This is a genomic window from Methylobacterium brachythecii, assembly GCF_014196345.1.
Classification (GTDB): domain Bacteria; phylum Pseudomonadota; class Alphaproteobacteria; order Rhizobiales; family Beijerinckiaceae; genus Methylobacterium; species Methylobacterium brachythecii.
This window is the reverse complement of the sequence record NZ_JACIDN010000007.1, coordinates 351,350-375,403: the sequence shown is the minus strand read 5'-3', so window position 1 is coordinate 375,403 and position 24,054 is coordinate 351,350. Positions and strand designations below refer to the sequence as shown.

The 24,054-nt window shown below is 67.0% G+C and carries 16 protein-coding genes and 1 pseudogene; 4 read left to right on the top strand and 13 right to left on the bottom strand.

What is annotated here, in order from left to right; translation table 11 throughout:
• Positions 1–95: 95 nt before the first annotated feature.
• The 9 genes from GGR33_RS19610 to GGR33_RS19570 form a co-directional block, all read right to left on the bottom strand.
• Positions 96–1,550 carry a response regulator gene (locus GGR33_RS19610; RefSeq protein ID WP_183508341.1) on the bottom strand — a complete coding sequence of 485 codons (1,455 nt, stop codon included), beginning with the start codon at positions 1,548–1,550 and terminating at the stop codon, positions 96–98.
• A gap of 23 nt (positions 1,551–1,573) precedes the next feature.
• Positions 1,574–2,629: a cellulose biosynthesis protein BcsN gene (bcsN, locus tag GGR33_RS19605; RefSeq protein WP_183508338.1), complete on the bottom strand. Its 1,056-nt coding sequence runs from the start codon at positions 2,627–2,629 to the stop codon at positions 1,574–1,576.
• Complete coding sequence (locus tag GGR33_RS19600) at positions 2,626–4,473, bottom strand: hypothetical protein (protein ID WP_183508336.1); 1,848 nt, start codon at positions 4,471–4,473, stop codon at positions 2,626–2,628. Before GGR33_RS19600 ends, bcsN begins: the two co-directional genes overlap by 4 nt.
• The gene (locus GGR33_RS19595; RefSeq protein WP_183508391.1) at positions 4,458–5,552 is read right to left on the bottom strand and encodes a family 8 glycosyl hydrolase; all 1,095 of its coding nucleotides are present in this window, start codon (positions 5,550–5,552) and stop codon (positions 4,458–4,460) included. The genes GGR33_RS19600 and GGR33_RS19595 overlap by 16 nt, the downstream gene beginning before the upstream one ends.
• 44 nt (positions 5,553–5,596) lie before the next feature.
• Positions 5,597–7,837, bottom strand: coding sequence for a cellulose biosynthesis cyclic di-GMP-binding regulatory protein BcsB (locus GGR33_RS19590; RefSeq protein WP_183508334.1), 2,241 nt, complete (start codon positions 7,835–7,837; stop codon positions 5,597–5,599).
• Between the two features lie 9 nt (positions 7,838–7,846).
• On the bottom strand, positions 7,847–10,444 hold the full coding sequence (bcsA, locus tag GGR33_RS19585; protein ID WP_183508389.1) for a UDP-forming cellulose synthase catalytic subunit: 2,598 nt from the start codon (positions 10,442–10,444) through the stop codon (positions 7,847–7,849).
• 80 nt (positions 10,445–10,524) lie between these two features.
• On the bottom strand, positions 10,525–11,268 hold the full coding sequence (bcsS, locus tag GGR33_RS19580) for a cellulose biosynthesis protein BcsS (RefSeq protein ID WP_183508332.1): 744 nt from the start codon (positions 11,266–11,268) through the stop codon (positions 10,525–10,527).
• A gap of 304 nt (positions 11,269–11,572) precedes the next feature.
• Positions 11,573–12,259: a LuxR C-terminal-related transcriptional regulator gene (locus GGR33_RS19575; protein WP_183508330.1), complete on the bottom strand. Its 687-nt coding sequence runs from the start codon at positions 12,257–12,259 to the stop codon at positions 11,573–11,575.
• A 19-nt stretch (positions 12,260–12,278) separates the two neighbouring features.
• On the bottom strand, positions 12,279–14,354 hold the full coding sequence (locus GGR33_RS19570) for an ATP-binding protein (protein WP_183508328.1): 2,076 nt from the start codon (positions 14,352–14,354) through the stop codon (positions 12,279–12,281).
• Positions 14,355–14,363: 9 nt separating this feature from the next.
• Between GGR33_RS19570 and GGR33_RS19565 the strand changes: the two genes are divergently transcribed.
• Together GGR33_RS19565 and GGR33_RS19560 are read left to right on the top strand one after the other, a co-directional pair.
• Positions 14,364–14,735: a hypothetical protein gene (locus GGR33_RS19565; protein ID WP_183508326.1), complete on the top strand. Its 372-nt coding sequence runs from the start codon at positions 14,364–14,366 to the stop codon at positions 14,733–14,735.
• Between the two features lie 291 nt (positions 14,736–15,026).
• Positions 15,027–15,395, top strand: coding sequence for a PilZ domain-containing protein (locus GGR33_RS19560; RefSeq protein WP_210302092.1), 369 nt, complete (start codon positions 15,027–15,029; stop codon positions 15,393–15,395).
• Positions 15,396–15,893: 498 nt separating this feature from the next.
• Here GGR33_RS19560 and GGR33_RS19555 read toward each other — a convergent pair whose 3' ends face one another.
• The 4 genes and pseudogenes from GGR33_RS19555 to GGR33_RS19540 all read right to left on the bottom strand — a co-directional run bounded on the left by GGR33_RS19555 (position 15,894) and on the right by GGR33_RS19540 (position 22,745).
• A complete protein-coding gene (locus GGR33_RS19555) occupies positions 15,894–17,312 on the bottom strand; it encodes a sensor histidine kinase (protein ID WP_183508323.1) in 1,419 nt (472 codons plus the stop codon).
• Positions 17,299–17,979: a response regulator transcription factor gene (locus GGR33_RS19550; protein ID WP_183508320.1), complete on the bottom strand. Its 681-nt coding sequence runs from the start codon at positions 17,977–17,979 to the stop codon at positions 17,299–17,301. The genes GGR33_RS19555 and GGR33_RS19550 overlap by 14 nt, the downstream gene beginning before the upstream one ends.
• 132 nt (positions 17,980–18,111) lie before the next feature.
• Positions 18,112–19,479 carry an efflux RND transporter periplasmic adaptor subunit gene (locus tag GGR33_RS19545; protein WP_183508318.1) on the bottom strand — a complete coding sequence of 456 codons (1,368 nt, stop codon included), beginning with the start codon at positions 19,477–19,479 and terminating at the stop codon, positions 18,112–18,114.
• Positions 19,476–22,745, bottom strand: a pseudogene (locus tag GGR33_RS19540) (efflux RND transporter permease subunit). The gene GGR33_RS19545 and the pseudogene GGR33_RS19540 overlap by 4 nt, the downstream one beginning before the upstream one ends.
• A gap of 442 nt (positions 22,746–23,187) precedes the next feature.
• On the opposite strand from GGR33_RS19540, the gene GGR33_RS19535 reads away from it, so the two are divergent.
• Positions 23,188–23,526 (top strand): hypothetical protein, encoded by a 339-nt coding sequence (locus tag GGR33_RS19535; protein ID WP_183508395.1) that lies wholly within the window; start codon positions 23,188–23,190, stop codon positions 23,524–23,526.
• Between the two features lie 129 nt (positions 23,527–23,655).
• Entirely contained in the window at positions 23,656–23,940 is a 285-nt protein-coding gene (locus GGR33_RS19530; protein ID WP_183508316.1) for a hypothetical protein, read from the top strand.
• Positions 23,941–24,054 lie beyond the last annotated feature (114 nt).

Here is a 24,054-nt window from a genome sequence, read left to right as displayed (position 1 = left end):
CGCGAAATCGATCTCAATGTCGGGGCCTGACGCGGGGCGCCAGAGCGACCGCGAGCGAGATCGCGCGGCCTCGACAAAGATGCGGATGTCACAATTCATTGCACCGGCATCAACAATGCCAGACCTTGAGTGCAATGCGTCTTCGCGTCGCTGGCCGCGCGCCTCGCGGCGCGCAGATACGGAGTTTCATCGCGTCCTGCCATTATCGCTTCCTGAAGCGCGCGGCAGGTGTGGGCGAGATCATCGAAGCCGAGATTGCCGGCCGAAGAGATGAGAGTGTGGGCCTGCCCTGCGATGGCCTGCCTGTCGCTCGCGCCCTCGAAGGCGGTGTCCAGGGTTTTGCTCAGGCGGGCGAGCAGCACGTCGATCCGTTGGGAGCCGACGAGGCCGTTCAGTTCCTCGAGCCTCCTGACGTTCAGCGACATCGCCGCCGCGGCGCTTGAAAGAGTCTCGATGGGGCGATCGAGCGGGTGCGGCACGGCTTCGTTCGGACGCGAAGCCCTCCGACTGGGTTCAGGCTCCCGATCACCCATGGTGAGGGTGTCACGGCCAGCCTGAGTCAGCCTCGCCGACACGCCGCCCGCGACGGGCTGGCAGGTGACCGTCCCGGCTTCCATCAGTTGGAGCACGGCGGCCATCAGCGACGTCTTGGAATGGCCTGTCTCGTAAGCGAGGGCCGTGGCCTCATCCCCTGCCGAGAGCCGTAACTCGCGATCGGCGACGAACATCAGGGCGGCGAGGCGCGTTCTCGCGTCGCTCGCGCTCCGGGTGCCGGGCGCCAGGGCGGCGCCGCGCTGGCCGAAGGCAGCGACCGTCTGCGCCAAAGCGGTCCACGACTCCGGATTGCCGACCTGGAAGACGCCATCGCAGGACGCGCCGAGACGGCCCGTCAGATCGAAGGCGGGCAAGAGACCGTTCGCGCCCTCCGCCCGCAGGCCGCGCAGGCCTTCCAGCCCGGATTCGTCGCTGACGAGCACGACGCTCGCTTCGGTCGAGGGTCCGGCCAGGGAAAAGGCCTGCGCGACGGCCTCTGCCTCGCTCGCCGAGGGCGGCGGGCAAAGGATGGCGCGCGGCCGGGCCGAGAGGCCTCGCCGACGCCAGAGTTCGTCGGCCGGGTGGGCGGGTTCGGCCATCGCCTCCGGCTGCGTCAGCCGGTCGAGGGTGACGAACAGGGTCTGCGGATCCAGCGGCTTGACCAGGATCGCGTCGAACAGCGTGTCGGCGCCCCGGCGCGAGGCGAGCCCGTGGCGGTCCGCGGTGACGCCGACGAGGCGCAGGCGGCCCTCCGGCCGGCCGAGTTCGCGCATCAAGCGGGCGAGCGCGTAGCCGTCCATTTCGGGGAGGTGATAGTCGATCAGCACGATCTCGTGGCGGCGCTCGCTCAGGAGGCGCAGCCCGAGAAAGCCGTCGGCTGCGGTGTCGACGCTGTCACCGCGACCCTCGCAGAGCGCGCGGATCAGCTCCTGGGTATCCGGATCGTCCTCGATCAGGAGGATGCGCGTGCCCTGGGTAGCGTCGTTGATCCCGGTTTCGGTCTGCTCGATCGACATGGATGCAATCCCGCTGAGGCTCGTTACCGGGTCGGGTTGGAGGCAGGCCCGCGATAGGCCTCGGGCGGAAGGTCGGCGGTCATCGTTCCAGCGGCCGGCGCAGCCCGACCGCCTAGGCCGACGAGGGGCGCCCGCGCCGCGCTGATGCCGACGGCAGCCGCCGGAGCCGCATAGGACGGCATCGGGCTCGCGCTGGCGGATGTATCTGCGCCGAGATAGCGCCGCCCGTTGGAACTGGGCACGGCTTGGATCGGCGGGCCGGCGCGAAGGAGGGGCGCTTCGGCGCGCGGGGCGGCCTCAGGCACGACCCGTCGCTCGGCGACCCGCGTGAGGCGCGCTTTGCCATGGGACGGCGCGGCTGGCCGCACCATCGCCACGCGCGGCGCGTCGACCGGCTGCCCCTCGAAGCGCGGGACAAGGCGGAGCTGGTTCACGGCCGCGGCCATCGCCTCCAACGTGATGTCGGACCGGCACAGGCGCACGCGCAGCGACAACGGCGCATGGCCGCTCTCCCCGGCCTGAAGCGCGGGCGGCTCCTCGATCCACTGCCACGCATAGAGACAGCGCGCGCCTGCCGCGCTCCGGCCGATGGCGAGACCATAGGGGCCGTAGCCGTTCGAGGCGGGACGCTGGACGACCTGCATCGGCGTGCCGGGGAAGACGGCCTCGAGTTCGGCGCGGATGCCCTGCTCGGTGGGCTTGCCCATGACACTCGCCGAGTCGTTCCCGAAGCGCTCCAGGGCGGCGCGCGAGCGCGGAACCGTGACCATGATCAGGTTCTCGCGGGTGTCGCCGCGCGGCGTCAGGCTGAGCGAGACCGCCTGCTCGAACGTGTCGGAATCGTCGTGTTCGCGCAGACGGATCGGCTTGCCGATCCAGGCCGGCATCATCGCGACCGGACTGGCCCGACGCTCGGGTTCGAGACTGCCCGACAGGCTGGAGGTCGTGTCCGCACGCCCGTCGAGGGTGGCATCGAGGCTCGCATAGCGTGCCGCCGGGGTCGAGGCCGTTGGCGTCCGCGCGTTGCAGGCACCGAGGGCGAGTGAGGCGGTGAGGAGGGGGAGCAGGCGGGTGATCACGGGGCGCGGTTCCGCTGGCGGGAGGTGAGAGGCTCGATCGATCCGGTGCTCGTGACGTCGGCACGGGTCTGGGAAGCGGGGTGCTGGTCGGACCAGAGCGATCCTGTCGGAGCGGGCTTCTGCGCGGCGGTCGGCATGCTCGCGGCTTCCTCGCCGGTCCAGGCCGGCATCAGCGAGAAGCCGAAGCGCTCGTAGGGCATCGCGCCGACGCCGGGCACGCGCCGTGCGATCGTCGCGGGGCGCCCCATCGCGTGGGCCGGCCAGCGCAGCTCGACCGCCGGGCTATCGGCGGCGGCCGTCGGGGCGACACGCAGGTCGTTCTCCATGAGGACGGCGATGGGGAAGTCGCTGCGGCGCACGAGCGGGGCGGTTCCGGCGGAGGCCGCGAGATCGTCCGGGCCGGGTACCCGTCCGCGCCGGCTCGTGACCGTCCCGTCGGCCCGCGCCGAGAGATCGAGGTAACCCGTCACTGGCGCCGTCGAGACGGCCTGGGCGACCGGTCGAGCCGGGGCCTGCTCGCAGGGCATCGGATGGTCGCTCGGCGGCTGGAACAGCAGGTCGACCACCTTTGGAAAAAGGCCGTCGTAGCGGTTCACGGTCTCGATGAAGGCGCGCTGCTGGCGCATGCGGCGCAGCGACAGGGCGTAGCCGTAGACGGTCGCCTCCTTCGGGAACCAGGCCACGGCGCGCTTGAACCAGCCCAGCGCGACGTCGAACTGGCAGTTGTTGTAGGCGTACCAGGCCAATGCCTGCGCGCCCTCGCCGGAGGCCGTGGCGGCGGTGACCTGGGCGTAGCGCTTCAGGCGCTCGGGCTCGATCGCAGGCGGGATCTCGCGGGTGAGGTCGGTCTCCAGCAGGTCGATGAAGAGCAGCATGTTGTTCACGAGCGGCTCGCGCCAGGCATAGGCGACGTCCTCCGCCTCGCGGCGCAGGCCGAGTTCGCGCAGGGTATGGGCGAGGCCATGCGCCACCATGGCATCCCCGCCCCGCGCGATGGCACGTTTGAACCAGGCCAGGGCGACGGGGAAATCGCGGCTTTTGTAGGCGTACCACGCGACGAGCGCCGGCTGGTTCGCGTCGCGCGCGCCCTCGGCATAGGCCTCGAAGGCAGTGAGGTCGTCGGCTGGGACGAACTGGCCCGCCTCGTCGTGCAGCACGGCGCTGATCCGTCCGCGGATCAGGTCGATGCGGATCGAATCGGCCTCGCCCGGGCGTAGAGCCTCCCCGAGGCGGTCGACATCGCCCATGGACAGGATGGCCATGGCGCGGAGCACCGTGACGCGGCGCTCGTCCGGCCCGATTCCGGGTGCGGCCATGACGCGTTTGAGGAGGGCGAAGGCGTCCGACCCGCGCTCAGTCCGGCCGAAGGCCTCCGCGACGGCCCAGGACAGTTCGGGTTCGCCCGGATCGATCTCCGCGCGGCGGGCATCGGCGAGCCCCGCGAGATCGATCCAGCGGCCGGCCTTGGCAAGGGCGAGGGCCTCGATGCGCATCTCGCGGCGCGCAATCGCCTTCTTCAGTGCGGAGGACGGGGCCCAACCCGGTTCGGTGCGGCCGCGCTCGGCGATGCCGGTTCGCAGCTCCGAGACACGGCCGGCGGCGAGAAGGTCCCAGAACGGGCCTTCGTCCTCACCGCCCGGCTCGGCGGTCCAGAGATCGGCCGGCGGCTGCCAGCCGGAATGGCGGCGGCGCAGGCGCTCGATCTCAGCCTCGACGCGGGCCGTCTGCTTCTGCGAGGCATAGTACCGGAGCGCGACCTCGTCGGGCCGGTCGAGGGGCGCCGGCGCGGCGGCGGCCTGTGTCAGGCCTCCGGCGAGGAGGGCGAGGATCAGCGCGGCGCGCATGCGGGGAACCTCGACTTGAGGGCGGCGAGCGCCAGGAGATGCAGGGTGACGGGGTAGTAGTGCTCGGACGAGGCCCGCACGGTGCGCAGCGCCGCCGGGAATGGCGTGCCTTGGCTGACGCAGGCGGCGAGCGCGGGGATCGCGGTGTAGCCGGTCTCGGCGAGGCGTTCGGTGATGCGCCCGCTCGCCGTGTCCACGAGGCCGAGACTGCCGGCGGCCGGCGTGCCCCAGAGCGAGAGAAAGGGCGCGTAGAGCTCGGGATCGCTCACGCCCGCCATGGCGAGGTAGAGCGGGATGCGCAGCGCATTGTAGGCGAAATGCGGTGGGAAGCCTTCGGCGGGGCGCGGCGCCTCGCCGGACAGCGAGACCCACTCCACCGGCAAGCGCGCCTGTCCGAAGCGCGCGGCGGCGATCAGGCGGCGGCCGCTGCGGCCGAGGCCGGCCCAGTCGAATTCTGGCGCGAGCAGGGTGACGCGATCGAAGGCCGGGAAGATCCAGTAGGACAGGTTCACCACCGGACCGTCGCCGCGATCCTCCGCCGAGAAGCCGGAAACGGCGGGCAGCAGCAGCGGTCCGTGGGCGGCGCGCGGCAGGATCAGCTTGCGCCCGAGCTCCACCGCGATGCGCCGGCCCGCGGCCTTGTGCGAGGGGTCGTGCCAGGCCTCGGAGGCCTCGGCGAGTGCCCAGGCGACGAGGAGGTCGCCGTCGGAGGCGTCGTTCATGTCGGCGACGGCCGGGCGTTTCTCCGGCTCCCAGCGCCACGCAATGAGCTGGTCGTCGCGTACCATCAGGTTCGCCCGGGTCCAGGTCCAGATCCGTTCGAAGGCAGCCCGGTCGCCGGCGGCCACGGCGAGCAGCATGCCGTAGCCCTGGCCTTCCGAATGGCTGATGCCGCCATTGCCGGTATCGACGACGCGGCCCTGCTCGGTGACGAAGCGGGCCTTGTAGGCCGCCCAGGCCTGCGGATCGGCGAGGCTGCCCGCGAGCGGGATCGAACCGGTCTGCGCACGCACAGTGCCGCCGAGGGCGAGGAGAGCCAGCGCGATGACGGCGGCGAGGCGGATCGCGGCGATCAGCATCGGTCGCGGCAGCGCGCGGCGATCGGCCGGACAGGACGACGGGTTCACTTCGACCTCCGGCCGAGATTGCGCACGAGGAGCTGGGTCGAGCCAGCGAGCCCGCCCGCGAGGAGAAGGGCGAAGGCGCCGTAGAAGCCGGCATGGAGCGAGAGCCAGCCGGCCGCGATCCGGCGCAGATTGGCCAGGGACGCGGCGATGGTCGCGACATAGCGGGGCGCTTCGTCCGGGAGGCTCGTCACCGCGCCGTCGGAGGCCGAGAGCACGGCCTGACGGCCCTGCGGCAGGTTCCAGACCCGCGGATGCACCAGGCAATCCACCGCCTCGCGGAGGGACGCGGCGCTCGGCGCCGTGACGAGGGTGAGGATGTCGTCCGAGGCGGGGCCGGTGATCGCCTGCGTCAGCACCGCCGAGGCACCGCCGAGATCGGGGCCGGCCTCGGTCGTGGCCGCGAGAGTGGCGGCGGCCGGGCGTGCGCGGCAGGCCGCGACGCCGTCCTGGCGGAGCGCCCTGCGCCGCGCGGCCGGCGACGAGGCCTGCGCCGCGGCGAGGCCTTCGCGTCCGGTCCAGGCCTGGCGGACGTTCTGCGGGTCGAGGCCCGCCGCCGTCACCGTCGGCGCGTCGAGGGACGGCGCGGGCGAGACCAGGAGGGTGGGGCCCGTGCCCGTGATACGCCCGGCATGGAAGCCGAACGGGATGGGGTGGCCGGCGGCGAGGCCGAGCCGGGCGGCGAGCGTCGCCGCCGCGGCCATGCTGTCGCGATCAGGCGTCGGGACGCCGAGCGTGGTCCGGCGCTCGGCCCCCGCATAGGGGAACCCGGCGGACAGCGTCTCGGCGAGGTCGGGCTGGCGCGAGATGCGGGCGAGCGACGGGATGGTGAGGCGGGTCGAGGCGAGTAGCGTCAGCCGGTCGGGCAGAGCCGCCGTCTCGGCCGGGCAGGCCTTGTCCTCCTCGCGCGGCAGCTCGGCGGTGATGACGATCCGATTCAGGCCTGGTCTCAGCAGCCGCAGCGGCAGGAAGAGCGCGCGACGGCGGAAGCTCTCGCCCGTCGGCCGTGCCAGCGGCGTGCTGCCGGCGCTGGCGCCGTTGATCTCGACGGAGATCTGCGCGCCGGCGGAGAGGCCGGCCGGATAGCTCCCGTCGAGTTCCAACGTCAGGCGATCGTAATCGGCCGCCATGACGTCGTGGGGCAAGGCGAGATCGAAGCTGATGCGGTGGCTGCGCGCCGCGACATGGGCATCGGCGAAGCCGAGATCACCGAGGCTGAGGCTCTCGCCACCCTCGACGTGCCGGCCGCCCGCATCGGCGACGGCCTGCAGGCCGGTCGGCGTTCCGCGCGGCGCGGCGGCGTGCAGGCGCGCGAGCTCAGCGAGGCTCTGCGCCACCTCCGCCTCGTCGGCGCCGGTGGCGACGAGGACCGGGCGGCGCTCGGCCGTGCGCGGCAGCAGCATGAGGCGAGGGCCGGCAATGGTGCCGAGGTCGAGGGTCTTGCCGAGGTCGTTGGCCGTGCCGACGGCGACGGCGAGGCCGTCGCCGGTCTCCGCCGCGCGGCCGAAATCCACAGCGGGCTGCGTGAAACGGCCGGCTAGCACGACGCCTTGAACCGCGCCGAGCAACTGCTCGACACCGCGCTCCGAGAGGCGATCGCCGGCCTGAAGAAGCCGGATCGGCATGGCGCCATCGGCCGCCACGGACAGGGCGGCGAGATCCGCCGGCTCGGCGAGACCCGAGGCGCTGGAGACGAAGCCAGTGCTGTCGGGATCGATCTGTGTCCAGAGTTCGTAGGTGGCGGCCACCGAGCAATCGACGCGGTGGCGTTGGCCCACGGCGATGCGCAGCGCATTAAAACCGTGCGACAGCGCGCCCGGAGGCACCTCGACGCTCACGCTGCGCAGGCCCTTGGCGCCGTCGATAGCGCTGCTTCCGATCGCCTTGCCGTTGAGCAGCAGCGTCAGGGCGGACGCCTCGGGCAGCACCGAGACGGCGGACAGATAGCCGATCTGGAAACGCCCTCCGGCCCTGGCCTCGGCCTCGGTGGCGTAGAACGTCCAGGTGATCTCGCCGTTCTCGCCCCAGATCCGCAAGGGCTGCGCGACGGACGGCAGACGCCGCAAGCTGGGCTCGCGGGGCGTCGGCTGAGGAACGACCGCTTCGGTGGCGCGGGCGGCATCCGCGTCTTGCGGAAGCACCAGAGCGCGGGCCGGGCCGAGGCCCGAGAAGGTCTGCGCGGTGGCGCCGGCCGCGCAGAGCAGGCCGGCGGCGAGCGCCAGTAGTGAGACGAAACGCATCGGACGACCTCAGGCAGCGCTGCGGAAGCGGGCGCCGCGCGATTGCGGATCGCGGCGTTCGGAGTGGGTTTCGACGATCGGAGCGGCCTGTTCCGCGACCGCCGGGGCGTGCGGGGCCACCGTCCCCTTGTCGCGAGCGGCCATCCGACGCTCGGCATCGGCGAGCGCATGGATGCAGGCGCGCCATTCCTTCGCATCGAGGCCGTCGACACGCATGCCGGGCGCCGGCATCTCCACGCCGAGCAGAGCCCGCATCGCCACCTCCCAGGCCTCGGCGGTCAGCGGCACGGCCGACGGAGTCTCGGGCTCTGGCGAGGCGGCAACCGGGGCGACTTGCGCGACGACGACATCGACGGACACGGCTGTTTCCGTGCGCGGCACGGCGAGAGGCACGATCTCGGCGACGGGCGCCGTGACGCTCTCGATGACCGGCGCGATAGCCGCCGTCTCGATGACGGCTTTGGTCTCGGTGCGCAGGGCGCGGGCAGCATAGGCGAACGCGCGAACCGGCTCGGTGACACCCCAGGCGAGGAAGCGCAGCGACCCGGTCAGCAGGTCCCTGTAGCGACGGCGGGAGGCGAGGAAGCCGCGCAGCGGGTCGGCATCGCCATACATTAGCTCGGCGAGGGCCCGGAATTCACCGGATGCCATCGGCTCGAAGGCGACCGAACCGAAATCGCCCTCGACTCCGCCACTGACCCGGAAGACGAGCGCCTCAAATGCCGCACCATCGGCGCGCGGCTGCAGCGTCAGGCTGCCGAGGGCACCCGTGGTTTCCGGCCAGGGCGTGCCGTCGAAACGGCGCAGGGTGCAGCCATCGGAGGAAGCGCGCTGGACGGCGACGTCGAAGGCAAGGCTCCCGATCGTCACCCGGCCGCGGCGAGCGACCGGCAGGCTCGGGCTGCGCTCGGCCTGGCGGCGCTCGGCCACGACGCCCAGCGCCACGCCGGCGATGACGAGGTTGAACAGGCACCACAGGCCCACCACCAGCATCAGGCTGGTGACGCCGGGCTCGTAGAGGTAGCGCCAGGCCGCCGTCGCGCAGCCCGCGGCCAGGGCGCCGAAGATCGCAAAGAACGGCCAGGCCAGCGGCGAGAGATGGTCGGCCTCGAGGCTGACGCCCTTGTTGGTGACCTTGAAGCTGGGCTTACGCGGCGAGACCAGCACCGAGGCGATCGAGCGGGCGAGGTAGACGCCCTGGACGTATTCGTAGAGCTCCGAAACCCAGGGCCAGCGCACTCGGCCGTAGAGGTAGTTCTGGATCATCATGTTCGCGACGACGTAGGTCGCGGTGAAGGCCAGGGCTTCGTCGATCGAGGAGACGAAGATCTTCACGTCGAAGAAGATGTGCAGCAGGGGTGCCAGCATGAAGATCAGGCGCGGCAGCGGAAAGAACCAATAGGCCATGCTGGAGAGGTAACCGAGCCGCTGGATCGGCTTCAGGCCACGCTTCGCAAGCGGGTTCTTCAGGATCATGATCTGGAACATGCCCTGGCACCAACGCGCCCGCTGGCCGATGAAATCGGCGAATGTCTCGGGCTGGAGGCCGGCGATCAGCGGCTTGTCGATGAAGGCGCTGGTCCAGCCGCGCGAATGCAGCTCGAAGGCAGTCTCGCAATCCTCGGTGATGGTGATGCCGGAGAAGCCGCCGACCTCGTCGAGGGCCTCGCGCCGCAGGAGCGCCGCCGAGCCGCAGAAGAACGAGCCGTTCCACTTGTCGAGGCCGCGCTGCGTGACCGCGTAGAACATTTCGTTCTCGGACGGCATGCTCGCGAAGGTGCGCAGGTTCCGCTCGATCGGGTCGGGGTTCAGGAAGACGTGCGGCGTCTGCACCAGGAACAGGCGCGGGTCGGTGGAGAACAGGCCGACGGTCTCGCGCAGGAACGAGCGGAAGGGCGCGTGGTCGGCATCGAGCACGAGCACGATCTCGGCGGTCGAGGCCTTCAGCCCGTTATTGAGGTTGCCGGCCTTGGCGTGCTCGTTCCGGGCGCGCGTCAGGTAGCGCGCCCCGAGATCCCGACAGAGCGCCTGCAGCTCGGCGCGGCGCCCTCGGGCAGCGGCGGATTTCGCCGGATCGGCATCGGCGCATTTCTGGTCGGTGCCGCCGTCATCGAGCAGCCAGACCGCGATCTTGCTCGCCGGATAGTCGAGGTTGAGGGCTGCGGCGAGGGTCACCGCGAGGATCTGCGTCGATTCGTTGTAGCTCGGGATGAAAACGTCGACGGTGGGCAACGCCTCGTCCGAGAGAGACGGCGCGGCGGCGCGCTCCAGGGGTTCCGCGTTGATGATCAGGCTGACCGAGAGGATCAGCACGCAGTAGAGTTCTGCCGAGGCGAGGATGACGCCAAGGCCGAAGCTGACCGGATCGTCGAGGCCGGGCAGCGTGCCGCTCAGACGCCAATAGACGTAGCGGACGACGACGAGGCTGCCGAGCGCCAGGAAGGCCATGCGCGGCAATCCCCGCTGCGGACAGCAGAGCCACAGGGCGATCATCCCGGTGCCGGCCGCCGCGCAGAGAGCGAGCTGCGCCGTCGCGCCGACTGGCTGCGTGAGGTAGCCGAGCGCGAGGGCGGCCGAGAGGCACCAGACGCTCCAGACGAGCCCCATCGCCGCGCGGCCGAAGGCCTTGCGCAGGTGGGTGGTGAGCGAGGGCGCCCCGGTGCCGCCTTGTGCCAGCGCGCGCATGGTCAAAAACCCGTCCGCAGATCAATGGTGGTGTAGAGGCCGCCCTTGCTGGCTTGATCGTGCAGGTAGCCGGCCGAGACGCCCAGCTGGACCGCGCCGAATTGCATCCCGGAGAGATGAATGCCCGCACGCCACTGCCGATAGTAATCGTCGCCGAGCAGCGCGAATTCCGGCCCGATATAGCCGCCGGCCACGCTCGCGAAGCCGGCGCGGACGCGACCGTAATAGGCGTTGAAGGTGGTAGAGTAGCTGCCCGTCGCGTGGATCATCGTGGACGCGGTCGGCCGCGCATAATAGTCGAGCGCCGTCTTTAACCCGACCCGCGTGCTATCGGAGGGCAGCGAGTTGTCGAACTGCGAGGTCTCGTTGTGCCGAACGTTCAGGCCTACGAAGGCCGAGAGCGCCGCGTCGGGCATGACCCAGGCATAGCCAGCCATGGCCGCGACCTCGGCCTGCTCGCCGATCGCGTTACGGCCGTTGCCAGTCTCGGTGCGGTAGGAGCCGATCAGGCCGTCGAGGCGCACGCGCGGGCCACTGACCAGGAGGTCGTCCTGTGGGGCGGCGGTGACGGTCGCGCCGGCGAATTGCGAGCCCTGCGAGCTCAGGGTCGTGGAGGCGTCGACCGAGACGATCCAGGCGTCGCGGTCGGCCGGCGCGACCGCACCGGTGTACCAGTCGGCAGCCCGAACGGGAGGGCTGACGCAGACGGCCATGGCCGCTGCGAAGCAGGTGGAAACACGGTGCATGTCGGTACGCCACGAGACTTGCGATGGGCGCAAGATCGGGCTCGCAGCGTTAAGGGGACCTTGCCGCGATCGATCGTATCCAAAGGATCGAAGGCTTAGGCCATCAGGCCAGGGACGGCCGCGCCGTCATCGTCAGTCATTCCGCCAACAGGCAACGACTTCGCATTGGAGAAGACTGATAAAGCCGTCATCGTAAGTCGAATCGAGGCCTTGCAGGGGCGCAAACGACATCGATGCGTTTGCCCGGGACTGCTCCGCTGCCATCGAAACAACCGCGAAGCCGGGATGGCCTAGGCCGCTCGGCCTAGGCCCCTCGCAGAACCTGCGCTCCCGCCGCGGCAGCCATGGCGCGATTGGCCACGCCGAGTGTGCGCAGCAAAGCCGCGACGTGGACCTTCACGGTGCCTTCGCCGAGATCGAGCGAACGGGCGATCTCCTTGTTGGAGCGCCCTTCGACGATGAACTCCAGGACCTCGCGCTGACGTCGCGTCAGCGTGGCACCGCTGGATTCGCTCGACTCCGCGAGAGGCGATGCCGTGCTCGCCCCCCCCGGCAGATCCGCGAGGAAGGCTGGCACGAAGATGTTGCCGGCAAGAATGCTGCCGAGTGCCTTCACCAGCTCGGCGGCACCGAAGGTCTTCGGCACGTAGCCATGGCTGCCGGCCGCGAGCGCGATCAGGATGTCGCGGCGATCGGTGGAGGCCGAGACGATTGCGGTCTTCACGCCGGGAAAGCATTCGCGCACCGCGCTCAGGGAAGCCGCACCGGCCATCCCGGGCATGCGCAGGTCGAACAGCGCAAGCGTGGTGTCGGGCAGATCCGCCAGGGCGGCCAGGGCCTCGTCCAGAGAGGCCGTCTCGACGACGCGCGCGAAGCCGAGCTGACCCACGAGCAGGGCCGAGGCGGCCATCCGGAAGAACTCGTCGTCGTCGGCGACGATCGCGATCGATCGCGTTCCACAGGCGGCAGGATCGTGAGATGGGCTCGTCATTGCGGCATCGAACAGACAGTCACTGCGTCGCTCGAACGGCCGAGCTCGACGGCTCTTCCATATCCGCGATCAGGCGCTGCGTCTCGGAGGCCGCAGCCGCGGCGAGCCTTCGCACATGCGCCAGAGCCGCGTCGAAGCCGGCCAGCCCCTCCTCGGCGATAAGCGGCTCGTCGTAACCGTCCAGAGTGGCGCAGGCCTGGCTCAGCGCCGAGAAGCCGATGAGGCCAGAGCCCGAGGCCAGCGCATGGGCCTCCCGCCGCAGCGTGGTTCGCCCCGCTCGTGTGCTGGACTCACCCGAAAAACTCTCCGTGGCGAGCTTGCCGAGATGCCCCAGCAGGCGGGAGACGCTGTGCGAGGGCAACATGCTGAGATTGTGCTCGTAATGAGCGCGATCGATCGTCAGGGTGGGCTGATCGACGACGGCCGTTTCCGGTGCGAGGCCGGGTTTGCCGCCGCCGAGCCAGCGCCGAAGCGTGGCATCGAGGTCCGCGGGTGAGAATGGCTTGCCCAGATGATCGTCCAGCCCCGCCTCGCGGAAGGCTTGAACCTGGTTCGGCAGCACGTTCGCCGTCATGGCGACGATCGGCACCCGGGCGCGATCGCCGGGAAGGCAGCGGATGAGACGGGTCGCCATCAACCCGTCCATGCCGGGCATCTGAATGTCCATCAGCACGAGATCATGCTGCCCGATCTGGACCGCCCGCACGGCCTCGAATCCGTTCTCGGCGACCTCGACGGTATGACCCGCCGCCCGCAGCATGACGCTCGCCAGCTCACGGTTGATGTCGATGTCCTCGACAAGGAGGATTCGTCCGGGGCGGATCGCCGGATCGCTCGCCGGGAGTGCTGGAGCCTCCGCAACTGAATGAGCTCGCGGCAGGGTGAGCGTGAACCAGAACGTCGAGCCTCGGCCGGGAGTCGAGGTCACGCCGATCTCGCCGCCCATGCGTTCGACGAGCTTCTTGCTGATCGCGAGCCCGAGCCCGGTGCCGCCGTAATCGCGCTGGATTGAGCTGTCGACCTGGTAGAACCGCTCGAACAGGCGCTGCTGCTTGTCGGCCGCAATGCCGATGCCAGTGTCGATTACGCGGAACGAGACGCGCTCTCCCCAGGGAGTTCGTCCCTTGTGGCGCACGCTTACCGTCACGCTGCCGCTTTGCGTGAACTTCACCGCGTTGTTGAGGAGGTTCAGCAGGACCTGCTGCAGCCGTGCTTCGTCTCCGAGAAGACGCTCAGGCACGTTATTATCGATCAGAGAAGCGATATCGAGCGTCTTCGCAGAGACCGCCGCCCCGACGATCGCCAGACAGCCTTCGATGAGCGGTTGAATGCCGAAGGCCTCCCGGTTCAACGTCACGGCGCCGGCCTCTACGGCCGAAAAGTCGAGAACGTCATTGACGATCCCCAACAGGTTGGCGCCCGAAGTGCGCACGAGTTCGGCATAGCGCTGCAGGTCGCCATCGAGCCGCTCGGAGCCCGCTAGAAGCGTGGAGAACCCGATCACGGCATTGAGAGGCGTGCGAAGTTCGTGGCTCATCGCCGACAGGAACTCGGTCTTCGCGGCGTTGGCCCGTTCGGCAGCGAGCCGCGCGGCCTCGGCGTCTCGCTTGGCTTCGATCAGGGTCGTCTCGGTCTCCTTGCGCGCGGAGATGTCGAGGTTGAGCCCGGTGACGCGCTGGGGCGCGCCTGCCTCCTCGTCGCAGGGCCGACCGATCGCCTGGATCCACCGGATCGCGCCATCGGCGAGGCGGACCCGGAACTCCAGATCGAAGGTCGTGGAGCGCTGCACCGCATCGCGCACCGTCTGAAGCGTCGTCATCCGGTCCGCTGGATGAACCCGGCGCAGCCAGTCGGCGATGGAGATCACCGCCGGCCGGTCGCCGGCTAGGCCGTGCAAACGCGCGCTGACGGGAGACAGGATGATTTCGCGCGCCCCGAAGCGCACGTCGAACAGACCCGCCCCGGCGGCCTCCTGGGAGAGCCGCAAAAGATGGCTGGTTTCTTCCAGAGCGCGACGGTTCCTCACCATCGGCTCGATGTCGATCGCGGAGCCGAGCCAGCCGACTAGTTCGCCGGCCACGACGAGCGGTTTCAAGGTCAGCTGATGCCAGATGTCTCGACCGTCGCCGCGCCGGAGGCGTGCCTCGCACCGGCCGCTTGCCGAGCGTGTGATGGTGAGCAGATGACGGACGCGCTCCCGATCATCTCTATGGCAACGGTCGATGGCGTTCGTACGAGAAAAGTCGATCTTTCCAAAATAGATTTGGAACGCCTCATTGGCGTAAATCGTCTCGCCAGTATCGCCACGCTCTACCCAGACGAGCTCTGGAAGGGCGTCTGCAACCATTTTGTAGAGATCGTGAGGCTTGTACGTCTTGTCATCGCGTCGGTTCGCGACGTGATTTTTTTGATTGGCACCACTAGGCTCGGACATATGCAATATATGCCTTTTGCTCGCTTATTGAAAGAGAATTAGATCGGTCTTTCTGGGACATTCGATGCACAGCCGCAGAATTCTAGCGCACTATATTGCGTATTCGTATCTTTTAGAATTCCTGCAAAACTTCTTAAAAATACTAATGAGCACATCGCCGATTATGAATCATCAATTCATTAATCTTATGTTAACCGTGAAATGGGAAGTCCGTGATGAGTTCTGCGACACTCGCGGCCACGCCGCAAATTCGATCGAACCGCGGAAAACTGGTCGGATCTGTTGTTTGGAGCAGGCTTCGCGGGAGAGGCCGTTTCCATTTTCAGAGGCTTGATGGGCGGTGCTGTTTCGTTCGTGAACTCAGCGGAGAAATCCATGCGGCAAGCACCGTCAGAAGAGAGACGCCGGCACGAGCGGTTCCCCGTGACGGTGTCGGCCCGCGTCGTCTACGCGGCTATGCCCTATCGCACGGAAATCCTCGATGTGAGCACTGGGGGGATGCTTCTCGCGCCGATCGACGCACTAACGATCTCGGCACGCGAATCCATTAACATCGAGTCGCCCGTGTTCGGCAGAATCGAAGCCATCGTCGTGTCGCAGAGCGAAACCGGGATCCACATCGCAGCCGATCTCTCGCCAATGGAATTCCAAGACGCAATCGAGCGTCTTTTTTTACTTTCACGAACTTGGATGCTTAAATAATTGGATTGAAAACTTGTTACAGGCACAGGGCAAGAAGAAATTACGCGTTACTTAACCCGAAAAACTTGCGTCAATCTTGAAAACTAATTTATGCGCATTTGTTTTATCACGGCGCCACTTTTGATATAACGTCCTGAATAGGGCACGCGTGGCAGCGAGTTTATTCATCTCGGCCCGGCTTCTTTGCGATGCACGTTACGAATTCAGTAGCGGCTACCAAAGCCCCGCGATCTCCTATGACGAAAGGATCGACCGGCCACCTACTTGGGCACCAGGCGAACCGGAGACGGTCTCCCCATTGGTCAACTGTCCGCTTACACACTGTCCGTAAGCCAGAGCGGACCGACGGCTTTCGGCCAGAATGGGTCGGCGGCTTCGCGCCCATCTCGGTCGTTCAGACGATCTGATCGCCAGCTCGAAAGCAGCCGTTCCGCTACAGCCAGATCGAGCCGGCTGTTTCGCATCCAAATCCGACGGTTGAGTGAATGTACGGAACCGCTAGAAGCGGACACTGGTTTCTGAGGGTTGTCCTAACGCATCAAAATTTCTCGCAGTGATACGCTCAAAACCTGCAGTTTTATCTGATTGTATTTGAATACCGGCTCGGCAGCCTGGAGCATTGTCCTCAAGTGTGAATGCGAGGTTATGAAGCCGGGCGATCGAGTCGACGAGGCTGAGACCGATCCCGAAACCGGAATACGAGCGCACCCTGTTTCCCCGGTGATGGCGCTGCTTGACCCGTTCGATTTCCTCGGGCGCGATCCCGCAGCCATTGTCCGCGACGCTGAGTCCAGATGGATCGGTCTGCGCCACGAGCTGCACCCATCCGCCCCGTGGGGTAAACTTGATACCGTTGTCGACGAGGTTGCTGACGGCTTCGAACAGCAAGCTTGCATCCCCCTCGACGATCACCGCCTCCTTCGGCTTGGTCCAGATCAGCGACACGCCTTTGTCTGAGGCGATTGGCGCATAATACTCGAAGGCGTCGTCGAGGATGCGCGTAAGGTCTACATGCGCGAAGGCCGATCGCCTGACCCGGTCTTCTAGCTCCGAGATTCGAAGGAGTGCCGAGAACCGAACCACGATCTGCCGAAGCTCTCCAAGGACGTCCTCGTTCACGGTCCGAAAGTCGTCCGCGGTTCTAGCGTTGCGCAGCGACCGCTCGAGGCTCGCCATCACCCGTGTGAGCGGTGTGCGAAGGTCGTGAGCGATGTTCTCGTTGACGCCCTTAACCTCTCGCATCAGCCGTTCGAGCTGGTCGAGCATCTCGTTTACGACATTCGTGAGGTGCCCGAGATCGGCCGACAATCCACGTTGCGGCAGCCGCTCGGAGAGGTCGCCGCGCATTATCTGCGCGGCGGAGAAGGTGATGGCCTCAATCTGGCGCAGGGACCCGATGCCGAAGACGATGGCACCGACGATCCCGATGGCGACTGTGCCGCCGGCACCCCAGGCGAAGGTGTCGACGAGCGCCGTCTCCAAGGCTTCGAGCACTTTGGCGGATCGGCTGACCAGTAGCAGGTTACCGTCCGGCAACAAGGTGAGCATGCTGTAATATGGCTGCGTCGTGCCATTCACCGTCTGCGTCAGCTCGAAGGGCCTGCCGATCGGGGCCGGCCGGGGAAACGAGAGGTCGGCGCCCGCGATCCGTTGCCCCTCCGGCGTGAACACCGTGAGCGGTCGGCCGCCTTGCTCGAAAGCTTGCCAGGTATCCGTCCGCTCGCGCAGCTGCGCGGTTTGCAGGCGGCTCAGGCGAGCGGATTCCCATTGCACCCATTCATAGGCAGAGGTGCGCCCGTAGCTCCGGGTTTCGAGGTAGAGGAAGCCGAACAGGGCGAGCGAGGCTGCCCCGAACGTGGCGAAGAACAACAGCGCGACGTGAAATCCGCTAGTGCGGTGAAGGTCACGCAGCCGCACGGAGGATGAAGCCCGTGTTGCGCACCGTGTGGATGCAGGGGTTCAGGCCATCCGGGTCGAGCTTCTTGCGGATCTTGCCGATATGGACGTCGATCACGCTCGACTGGTGGTTGAAGCTGTAGCCCCAGACGGATTCGAAGATCATCGTTCGGCTGATCAGCGTGTTAGCGTTGCGCATCAGGAACTCGACGATCGCGAACTCTTTCGGCAGCAAGTCGATCTCGCGATCGCCTCGGAACAGCACGCGGTCGATCAGGTCGAGGCGCAGGTCGCCGACTTCCAGCTCGTTGATCGCATCCGCGACGACCCGACGGCGCGCCAACGCATCGACCCGTGCCGTCAGTTCGATAAACTCGAAGGGCTTGGCGAGATAGTCATCGCCGCCGGCGCGCAGGCCGTCGACGCGCTCGTTGACCGCCGACAACGCGCTTAGGATCAGCACGGGCGTCGAGATCTTCGCCTCACGCAGTCGGCCGAGGACGGACAGGCCGTCGATCTCGGGCAGCATGCGATCGAGGACGATCACATCGAATTTGCCCTCCATCGCCTTCTTCAGGCCGGTCGAGCCGGTTGGCGCGTCGTCGACGCGGAAACCGTGGTCCGAGAGGGCCGAGCCGATTTCGGCTGCGACGCGCTTGTCGTCCTCGATGATCAGTACGCGTGCCATCGCACGTCTCCTGTTGCCGTCAGGCTTGTTGCGCATGGGCTTAGATAGGCAGTCGTCTAACGAAGCCATGCGGCGAAGTACGCGGTTGCCGTGTCCACGGCGCAGACAAGTTCAGCGTCCAATGTCGGCCAGTCATTCCGCCTTGGCCTCCACCGCGGCCACGGGCCGGATCGCGGCAGGGTGAGCCAGGGCGACCTTGCTTCCGTCCTGCAGATCGGCGGGAGGGCTGAGGACCAGCGTCTCGCCACCTTTGAGTCCTTCGCGCAGTTCGAGCGTCGTGCCGAGGTCGCTCGCAATCTCAACCGGTTCGAGCTTCACCGTGTCGTCGGGCTCGACGACCGCAACCCGTGTGCCTTTTGCGTCGAACACCAGCGCCTCCGAGGGAATGACGACGCTCGGCTGCTTCCGCGGGACGTCGAATTTCACGGCCACATACAGGCCCGGCCGCAAGACGCCATTAGGATTTGGTACATCTACCTCCGTCGTCAGCGTGCGGGCCGACGACTTGAGGGCGACCGAACTGCGCGAGACCGTCCCGGAAAACGTCTTTCCGGGTATCTGCGGCACTGCGACGCTGGCGGCCACGCCGTCATGAATGTCGATCGCCGCGTATTGCGGGATCTGAACCGCGACGCGCAGCACCGCTTCGCTCTCGATCGAGAAGAGCGGCGTGGTCGAGCCGGTGTCGGCATGGATGAGGTCGCCGACATCGACCTTGCGATCGGTGATGATCCCGTCGAAGGGCGCGGTGACGTTCTCGAAGCCGGTCAGGGCAGCGAGCCTGTCCACGGTGGCCTGCTGGGCGGCGAGGTTGGCTTCCGCCACCTTCACGCGCGCCTCCGCTGCGTTGAGGGTCGCGTTTGCGGTAAGCACCTTGGCGCGGCTCGTATCGGCCGTCTGCCTCGAGGCCCAACCCTGGCCGGCCAGTGTCGAGGTGCGGGTATCCGTGACGCTGGCGAGCGTCACGTCAGCCTTGGCCTGGTCGACATTGGCCTTCGCCTCGACGACCTGGGCCTTCATCTGGCCGAGCTGGGCCTGGGCCTGGTGGAGCTGCTCGTCGAGATCGGGGGCGGCGATACGCACGAGCAGGTCACCCTTCTTCACGCGCGAGCCGATATCGACCTTGCGTTCGGCGATGTAGCCAGTGGCGCGGGCGAAGACGTCGGCCTTGTCGAAAGCCTCGGTCTGCCCCGGCAGAGTCAGCTGCATCGGCGTGTCGTCGCGGATGGCAGCGATGGTGCGGACCTGCGGGAAGAAGTCGACGGCCTCGGTCTGTGTCTCCTCGGCGGCCTTGACCTCTCCCCAGTGATGCCAGCCGCCAAGGCCGAGCAATCCGCCCAGCGTCAGAACGGCGATCGCGAAGGGGAGCTTGCGCGGCGGCGGAACGTCCTGATGGGCCAGGGCCGCATCGGCATGATCCGTCCCCAAAGGGTCAGTCTCCATTGCCTGTCGTGCGGCCTCGGTCGGGCCGTGGACGTTGCAGTCCATCATGTCGCTCATGCGTAGTCCTCGAGGGGCTTGACCGCGCCGCGGCGCAGAAGGGTGTAGAGGAAGGGGACGAAGATCAGGGTCGAGCAGGTGCCCATGGCGATGCCGCCGAGCACCGCGCGGGCAAGGGCGGCGTTCTGCTCGGAGCCCTCGCCCGAGCCGATCGCCATCGGGATCAGGCCGAGGAACATCGCCGCGGCGGTCATCAGCACGGGCCGCAGGCGGGTCTGGCCAGCCATCAAAGCAGCCTCGATCGCCGTGCAGCCCGTGGCCTCGCGGTGTTCCTTGGCGAAGGTCACGAGCAGGATGGAGTTGGCCGAGGCCACGCCCACCGACATGATCGCGCCGAACAGGGCGGGTATCGAAAACGTCGTGCCGGTGATGAAAAGGCTCATCACGATGCCGCAGAAAGCGAGCGGCAGGGCGGCGAGCACCACGAAGGGGTCGCCCCAGGTCTGGTAGTTCAGGACCAGCAGCAGGTAGACGGCGACGAGCGCGATCCCGAGGCCGATCTCGAGGTGGAAGAACGCGCTCTCCATGCTCTCGATCTGGCCGCGGATGCGGATCTTGTCGGGCGCCTGCAGGCCGGCCTGCTCCTGTTCGACGATCTGCTCGATCGCGTTGCGCACGGAGCCGAGATCGGAGTTCTGGACGCTGGCAAGCACGTCGTAGGTCGGCTGCGTGTTGACGTGGCTGACCACCGTCTGCTCGGGCTTGCGCTCCATCGAGGCGACGCTGGACAGCAGGATCGGGATGCCCGCATCGCCATGGTCGGCATCGCGCACGGCGAGCGGCGTGTTCATCAGGCTCGTCATGCTGGCATTGCGGTATTCCGGCGTCTGAACTCAGAGCTGGTAGGGCGTGCCGGATTTCGGATCGGCCCAGAAATTCGGGCTGACCTGGAAGGAGCCGGAGAGCGAGACGTTGAGGTTCTGCGCGATCTCCTGCTCGCTGAGCCCCATCTCGGAGGCGAGCTTGCGGTCGACGTTCACGTAGAACTGAGGCGCGTCGACGATCTGGTGCAGGTGGACGTCGACCGCCCCGCGCACCTTCGAAATCCGCCGGACGAGATCCTGCGCAGTGGCGAGATCCTTGATGTCGTGGCGGCCGGTGACCTGGACGTCGATCTGCGCGATCGTGCCGAAGTTCAGGATCTGCGTGATGATGTCCGAGGGCTGGAAGTAGAAGACGACGTCGGGGAAATCCTTGCGCAGCTCTTTGCGCAGCACCTTCTCGTAGAACGAGATCGGCTTGTGCTCGCCCTTCAGGTTGATGAGCATCTGGCCGTCGTTATAGGCGACGAAGGATGCGTCCATGAACGCGAAGTTATAGTTCGAGGCCGGCAAACCAATATTGTCGAGGATCAGCCCGAGCTCGCCCTTCGGCACGGTCTTCCGCACCACGTCCTCGACACGTGAGAAGACCTGCTCCGTGGTCTCGATCCGCATGCCCGGCCGGGTGCGGACGTGGAGCGTCATCTGGCTGGACTCGATCTGCGGGAAGTAATCCTCGCCGACAAAGGGCAGCAGCACACCGGCGACGACGAACACGCTGGCGACGCAGGCGAGCGTCGCGATGCGATGGGCGATCACCGCCCGCAGCAGCCCGACATAGCCGGTATGGAAGCGCGCGAACCCACGCTCGAAGGCGGCGCGGAAGCGGCTCGCCGCGCGGCCGATCGGCCGGAACGGAAGGGCGATCACCGCCAGGACAGGGCCGACGACCCGGCTCAGGATCGAGCGCGGCTTGTCCGCATCCGCCGGCTCGGCGCCGTGAGCGCCGGCATGGTGCAGCTCGTACTCGCGCGCCACGAACACGTCGATCAGGATCGGCACCAGCGTCAGGGACAGCACGTAGGAGGCGAGCATCGCGAACACGACCGCCTCGGCCTGCGGCGTGAAAAGGTACTTCGGCGCGTCGGTCAGGAAGAACACCGCGACGAAGGCCGCGCAGATCGCCAGCGTCGAGATCAGTGCCGGCTTGGCGATGCCGGACACGCCCATCACCACCGATTTCCGGAAGGGCTGGCCCTCCTCGAACATCCGGTAGGTGTTCTCGATGGCGACCGTCGCGTGGTCGACGAGGATGCCGACGGAGAGTGCCAGGCCACCCAGCGTCATGATGTTGATGGTCTCGCCCATCGCCGTCATCACGCTGAGCGAGGTCAGGATTGCCAGCGGGATGGTGATCAGCACCACCAGCGTCGAGCGCCAAGATCCGAGAAACAGCAGGATTGTCAGGCCTGTAAGGCCCGCGGCGATCACTGCCTCGCGCACCACGTCCTGGATCGCGTCGGACACGAAGACCGACTGATCGAAGAGCGGCGTGATGCTCATGCCGGCCGGCGCGGCCGCGCGGATGTCGGCCAGCGACTTCTTGACGTTGTTGACGACCTCGAGCGTCGAGGCCGAGCCGTTCTTGAGGATCTGCAGGAGCACCGAGTGATGGCCGTCGGCGCGCACGATGTTGAGCTGCGGCGGGGCGCCGTCGCGAACATGGGCGACATCGCGCAGCAGCACTGGCTGGCCGTCGACGACCTTCACCGGGATGCGGTTGAGCTGGTCGACGAGCTCGGGCGAGGCGTTGAGGCGGATCGCGTATTGCTGCTCGCCGATCTTGGCGAGGCCCGAGGGCACCGCGAGGTTCTGCTGCAGCACCGCATTGGTGACGTCCAGCGGCGTCATGCCGACGGCGCGCAGGGCCGCGAGGTCGAGGTCGACCATGACCTGGCGGGGCGCACCGCCATACGGCGAGGGCAGCGTCGATCCCGGCACCTCGGCGAGGCGCTGGCGGGTGCGGTACTGGGCGTAGTCGAAGACTTTGGTCAGCGTATCCTTGGTCGAGGACAGGGCGAGCTGGATCACCGGCACGGAGGAGGCCGAGAAGCGCATGATCACCGGGGGCTGCACGCCCGGCGGCATGCGCGAGCGCACCGCGTTCATCGCGGAATCCACCTGCGTGATCGCGAGATCGATGCTGACGCTCGGATCGAAGTAGATCCGCTCGGTCACCGTGCCCTGGATCGACGTCGAGTCGATCCGCTTGATGTTGTTGACGTTCGAGGAGAGCGAGAACTCGCTGTAATTGGTGATGCGCTGGACGATGTCGGTCGTGTCGAGACCGTTATAGGTCCAGACCACCACCACGACCGGGATGTCGACGGCCGGCAGCACGTCCTTGGGTGCAACGATGACCGACCCCGCACCGGCGAGCAGCATCAGCACGGCCAGCACGAAGAAGCTGTTGCGAAACTTCAGGGCAAACCGAACGACACCCATCGCGATACGCCGACTCTGACTGTGGGGGGGGCTGCGGCCGCCCGAGGGCGTCCGCACAACCACGATCCGGGGCCGAAGGCTCAGCGCCGGCACCCGATCGATCGCAGTGACACCATTCGAGTAAGTCGAAGGCTCGGCCGTCACCAATGAATTCGGCTTCAATGTTGAAAATGGATTTTGGTTTTAAGAACGCAGCCCCTTCTCGGAGACGAGATCAGTGCCCCATCTCCATCGGAAACAAGAGAAAACCAGATCTGGTATTTTGAATATGCTTTCAAAAATAAAACCGATTTCAAAGATCGAATATTTATAAATTAAATAAATCGCTATTCATTTGATCGTTTTTGAAAATCACCAGCATTGTTGTCTCAAGCGATCGGCAACGAGTATTTCCGCGCCGGCCGCCCAGACGAACAGAGTATAGATTTCCGGAGAATATCGAATGTCCTTCTCTTCTCGCTCCGTGCTGACGGCGGCCTTCGCCTTCGGATCCCTCTGCGCGCTTTCGATCGGCGCCAATGCCCAGCCCCTGCTGCACCACGCCATCCATCACACCAGCGAGCAATCGCAGGCCGTCCGCGAGGCGCAGCCGGGCCCCTACGTGAATACCGGCTTCGCGGAATCGCCGCGTGAATACGAAGGCACCTCGCGCCGCGCATGGATCGGCGGGGAGCGTGACGACGACAGCGCCAACGCCAAGAACCCGGCGCTGCCTTGGTACGAGCGCGGTCGCGGCAGCGAGACCGGCGGACCGGCCCGGATGCTGATCGGCGGCGAATAATCCCCTTACCCCTTCAGCAGACCCTGTCCGCGTTTTGCTCGGGCGGGGTCTTCCGATTCAGAACGGTTCCGCGCTGCCGCGACCTCGCTCGCCGAGCTGGCCGCCCCCTCCTGATCTGGATGTTAGACCATGCGCATCGCGCTCTCGGCCGTTCTGGCGGCCGCTCTTCTCGGCTGCGCCAGCCCCGCCCTCGCCGAAAGCCGCATCCCGGCGGGCGGCGCCTTCATGAATAGCTACACCTCGGATCCCTATTTCGATCCGAAATCGGTGTGGTCACAAGAACATTCGAGGGGCGACATCGGCGGGCAGGTGATGCTGGCGGAGCCGCCCGGCTATCCGCGAGCTTGCGACATCTTCGATGCCGCCTGCGCCGCGCGCCGCCACAAGCTGCTTTTGCGCATGGGGCACCGTTGAGCGCCCCTATGCGTAGACAGAGATCGGCCTGCACAAGCACTGATTGCAATACATAGTCCACAAATAAAAGCAGGATTTCGAAAATAAAATTTGTTTTAATTGATGATTAGCAAT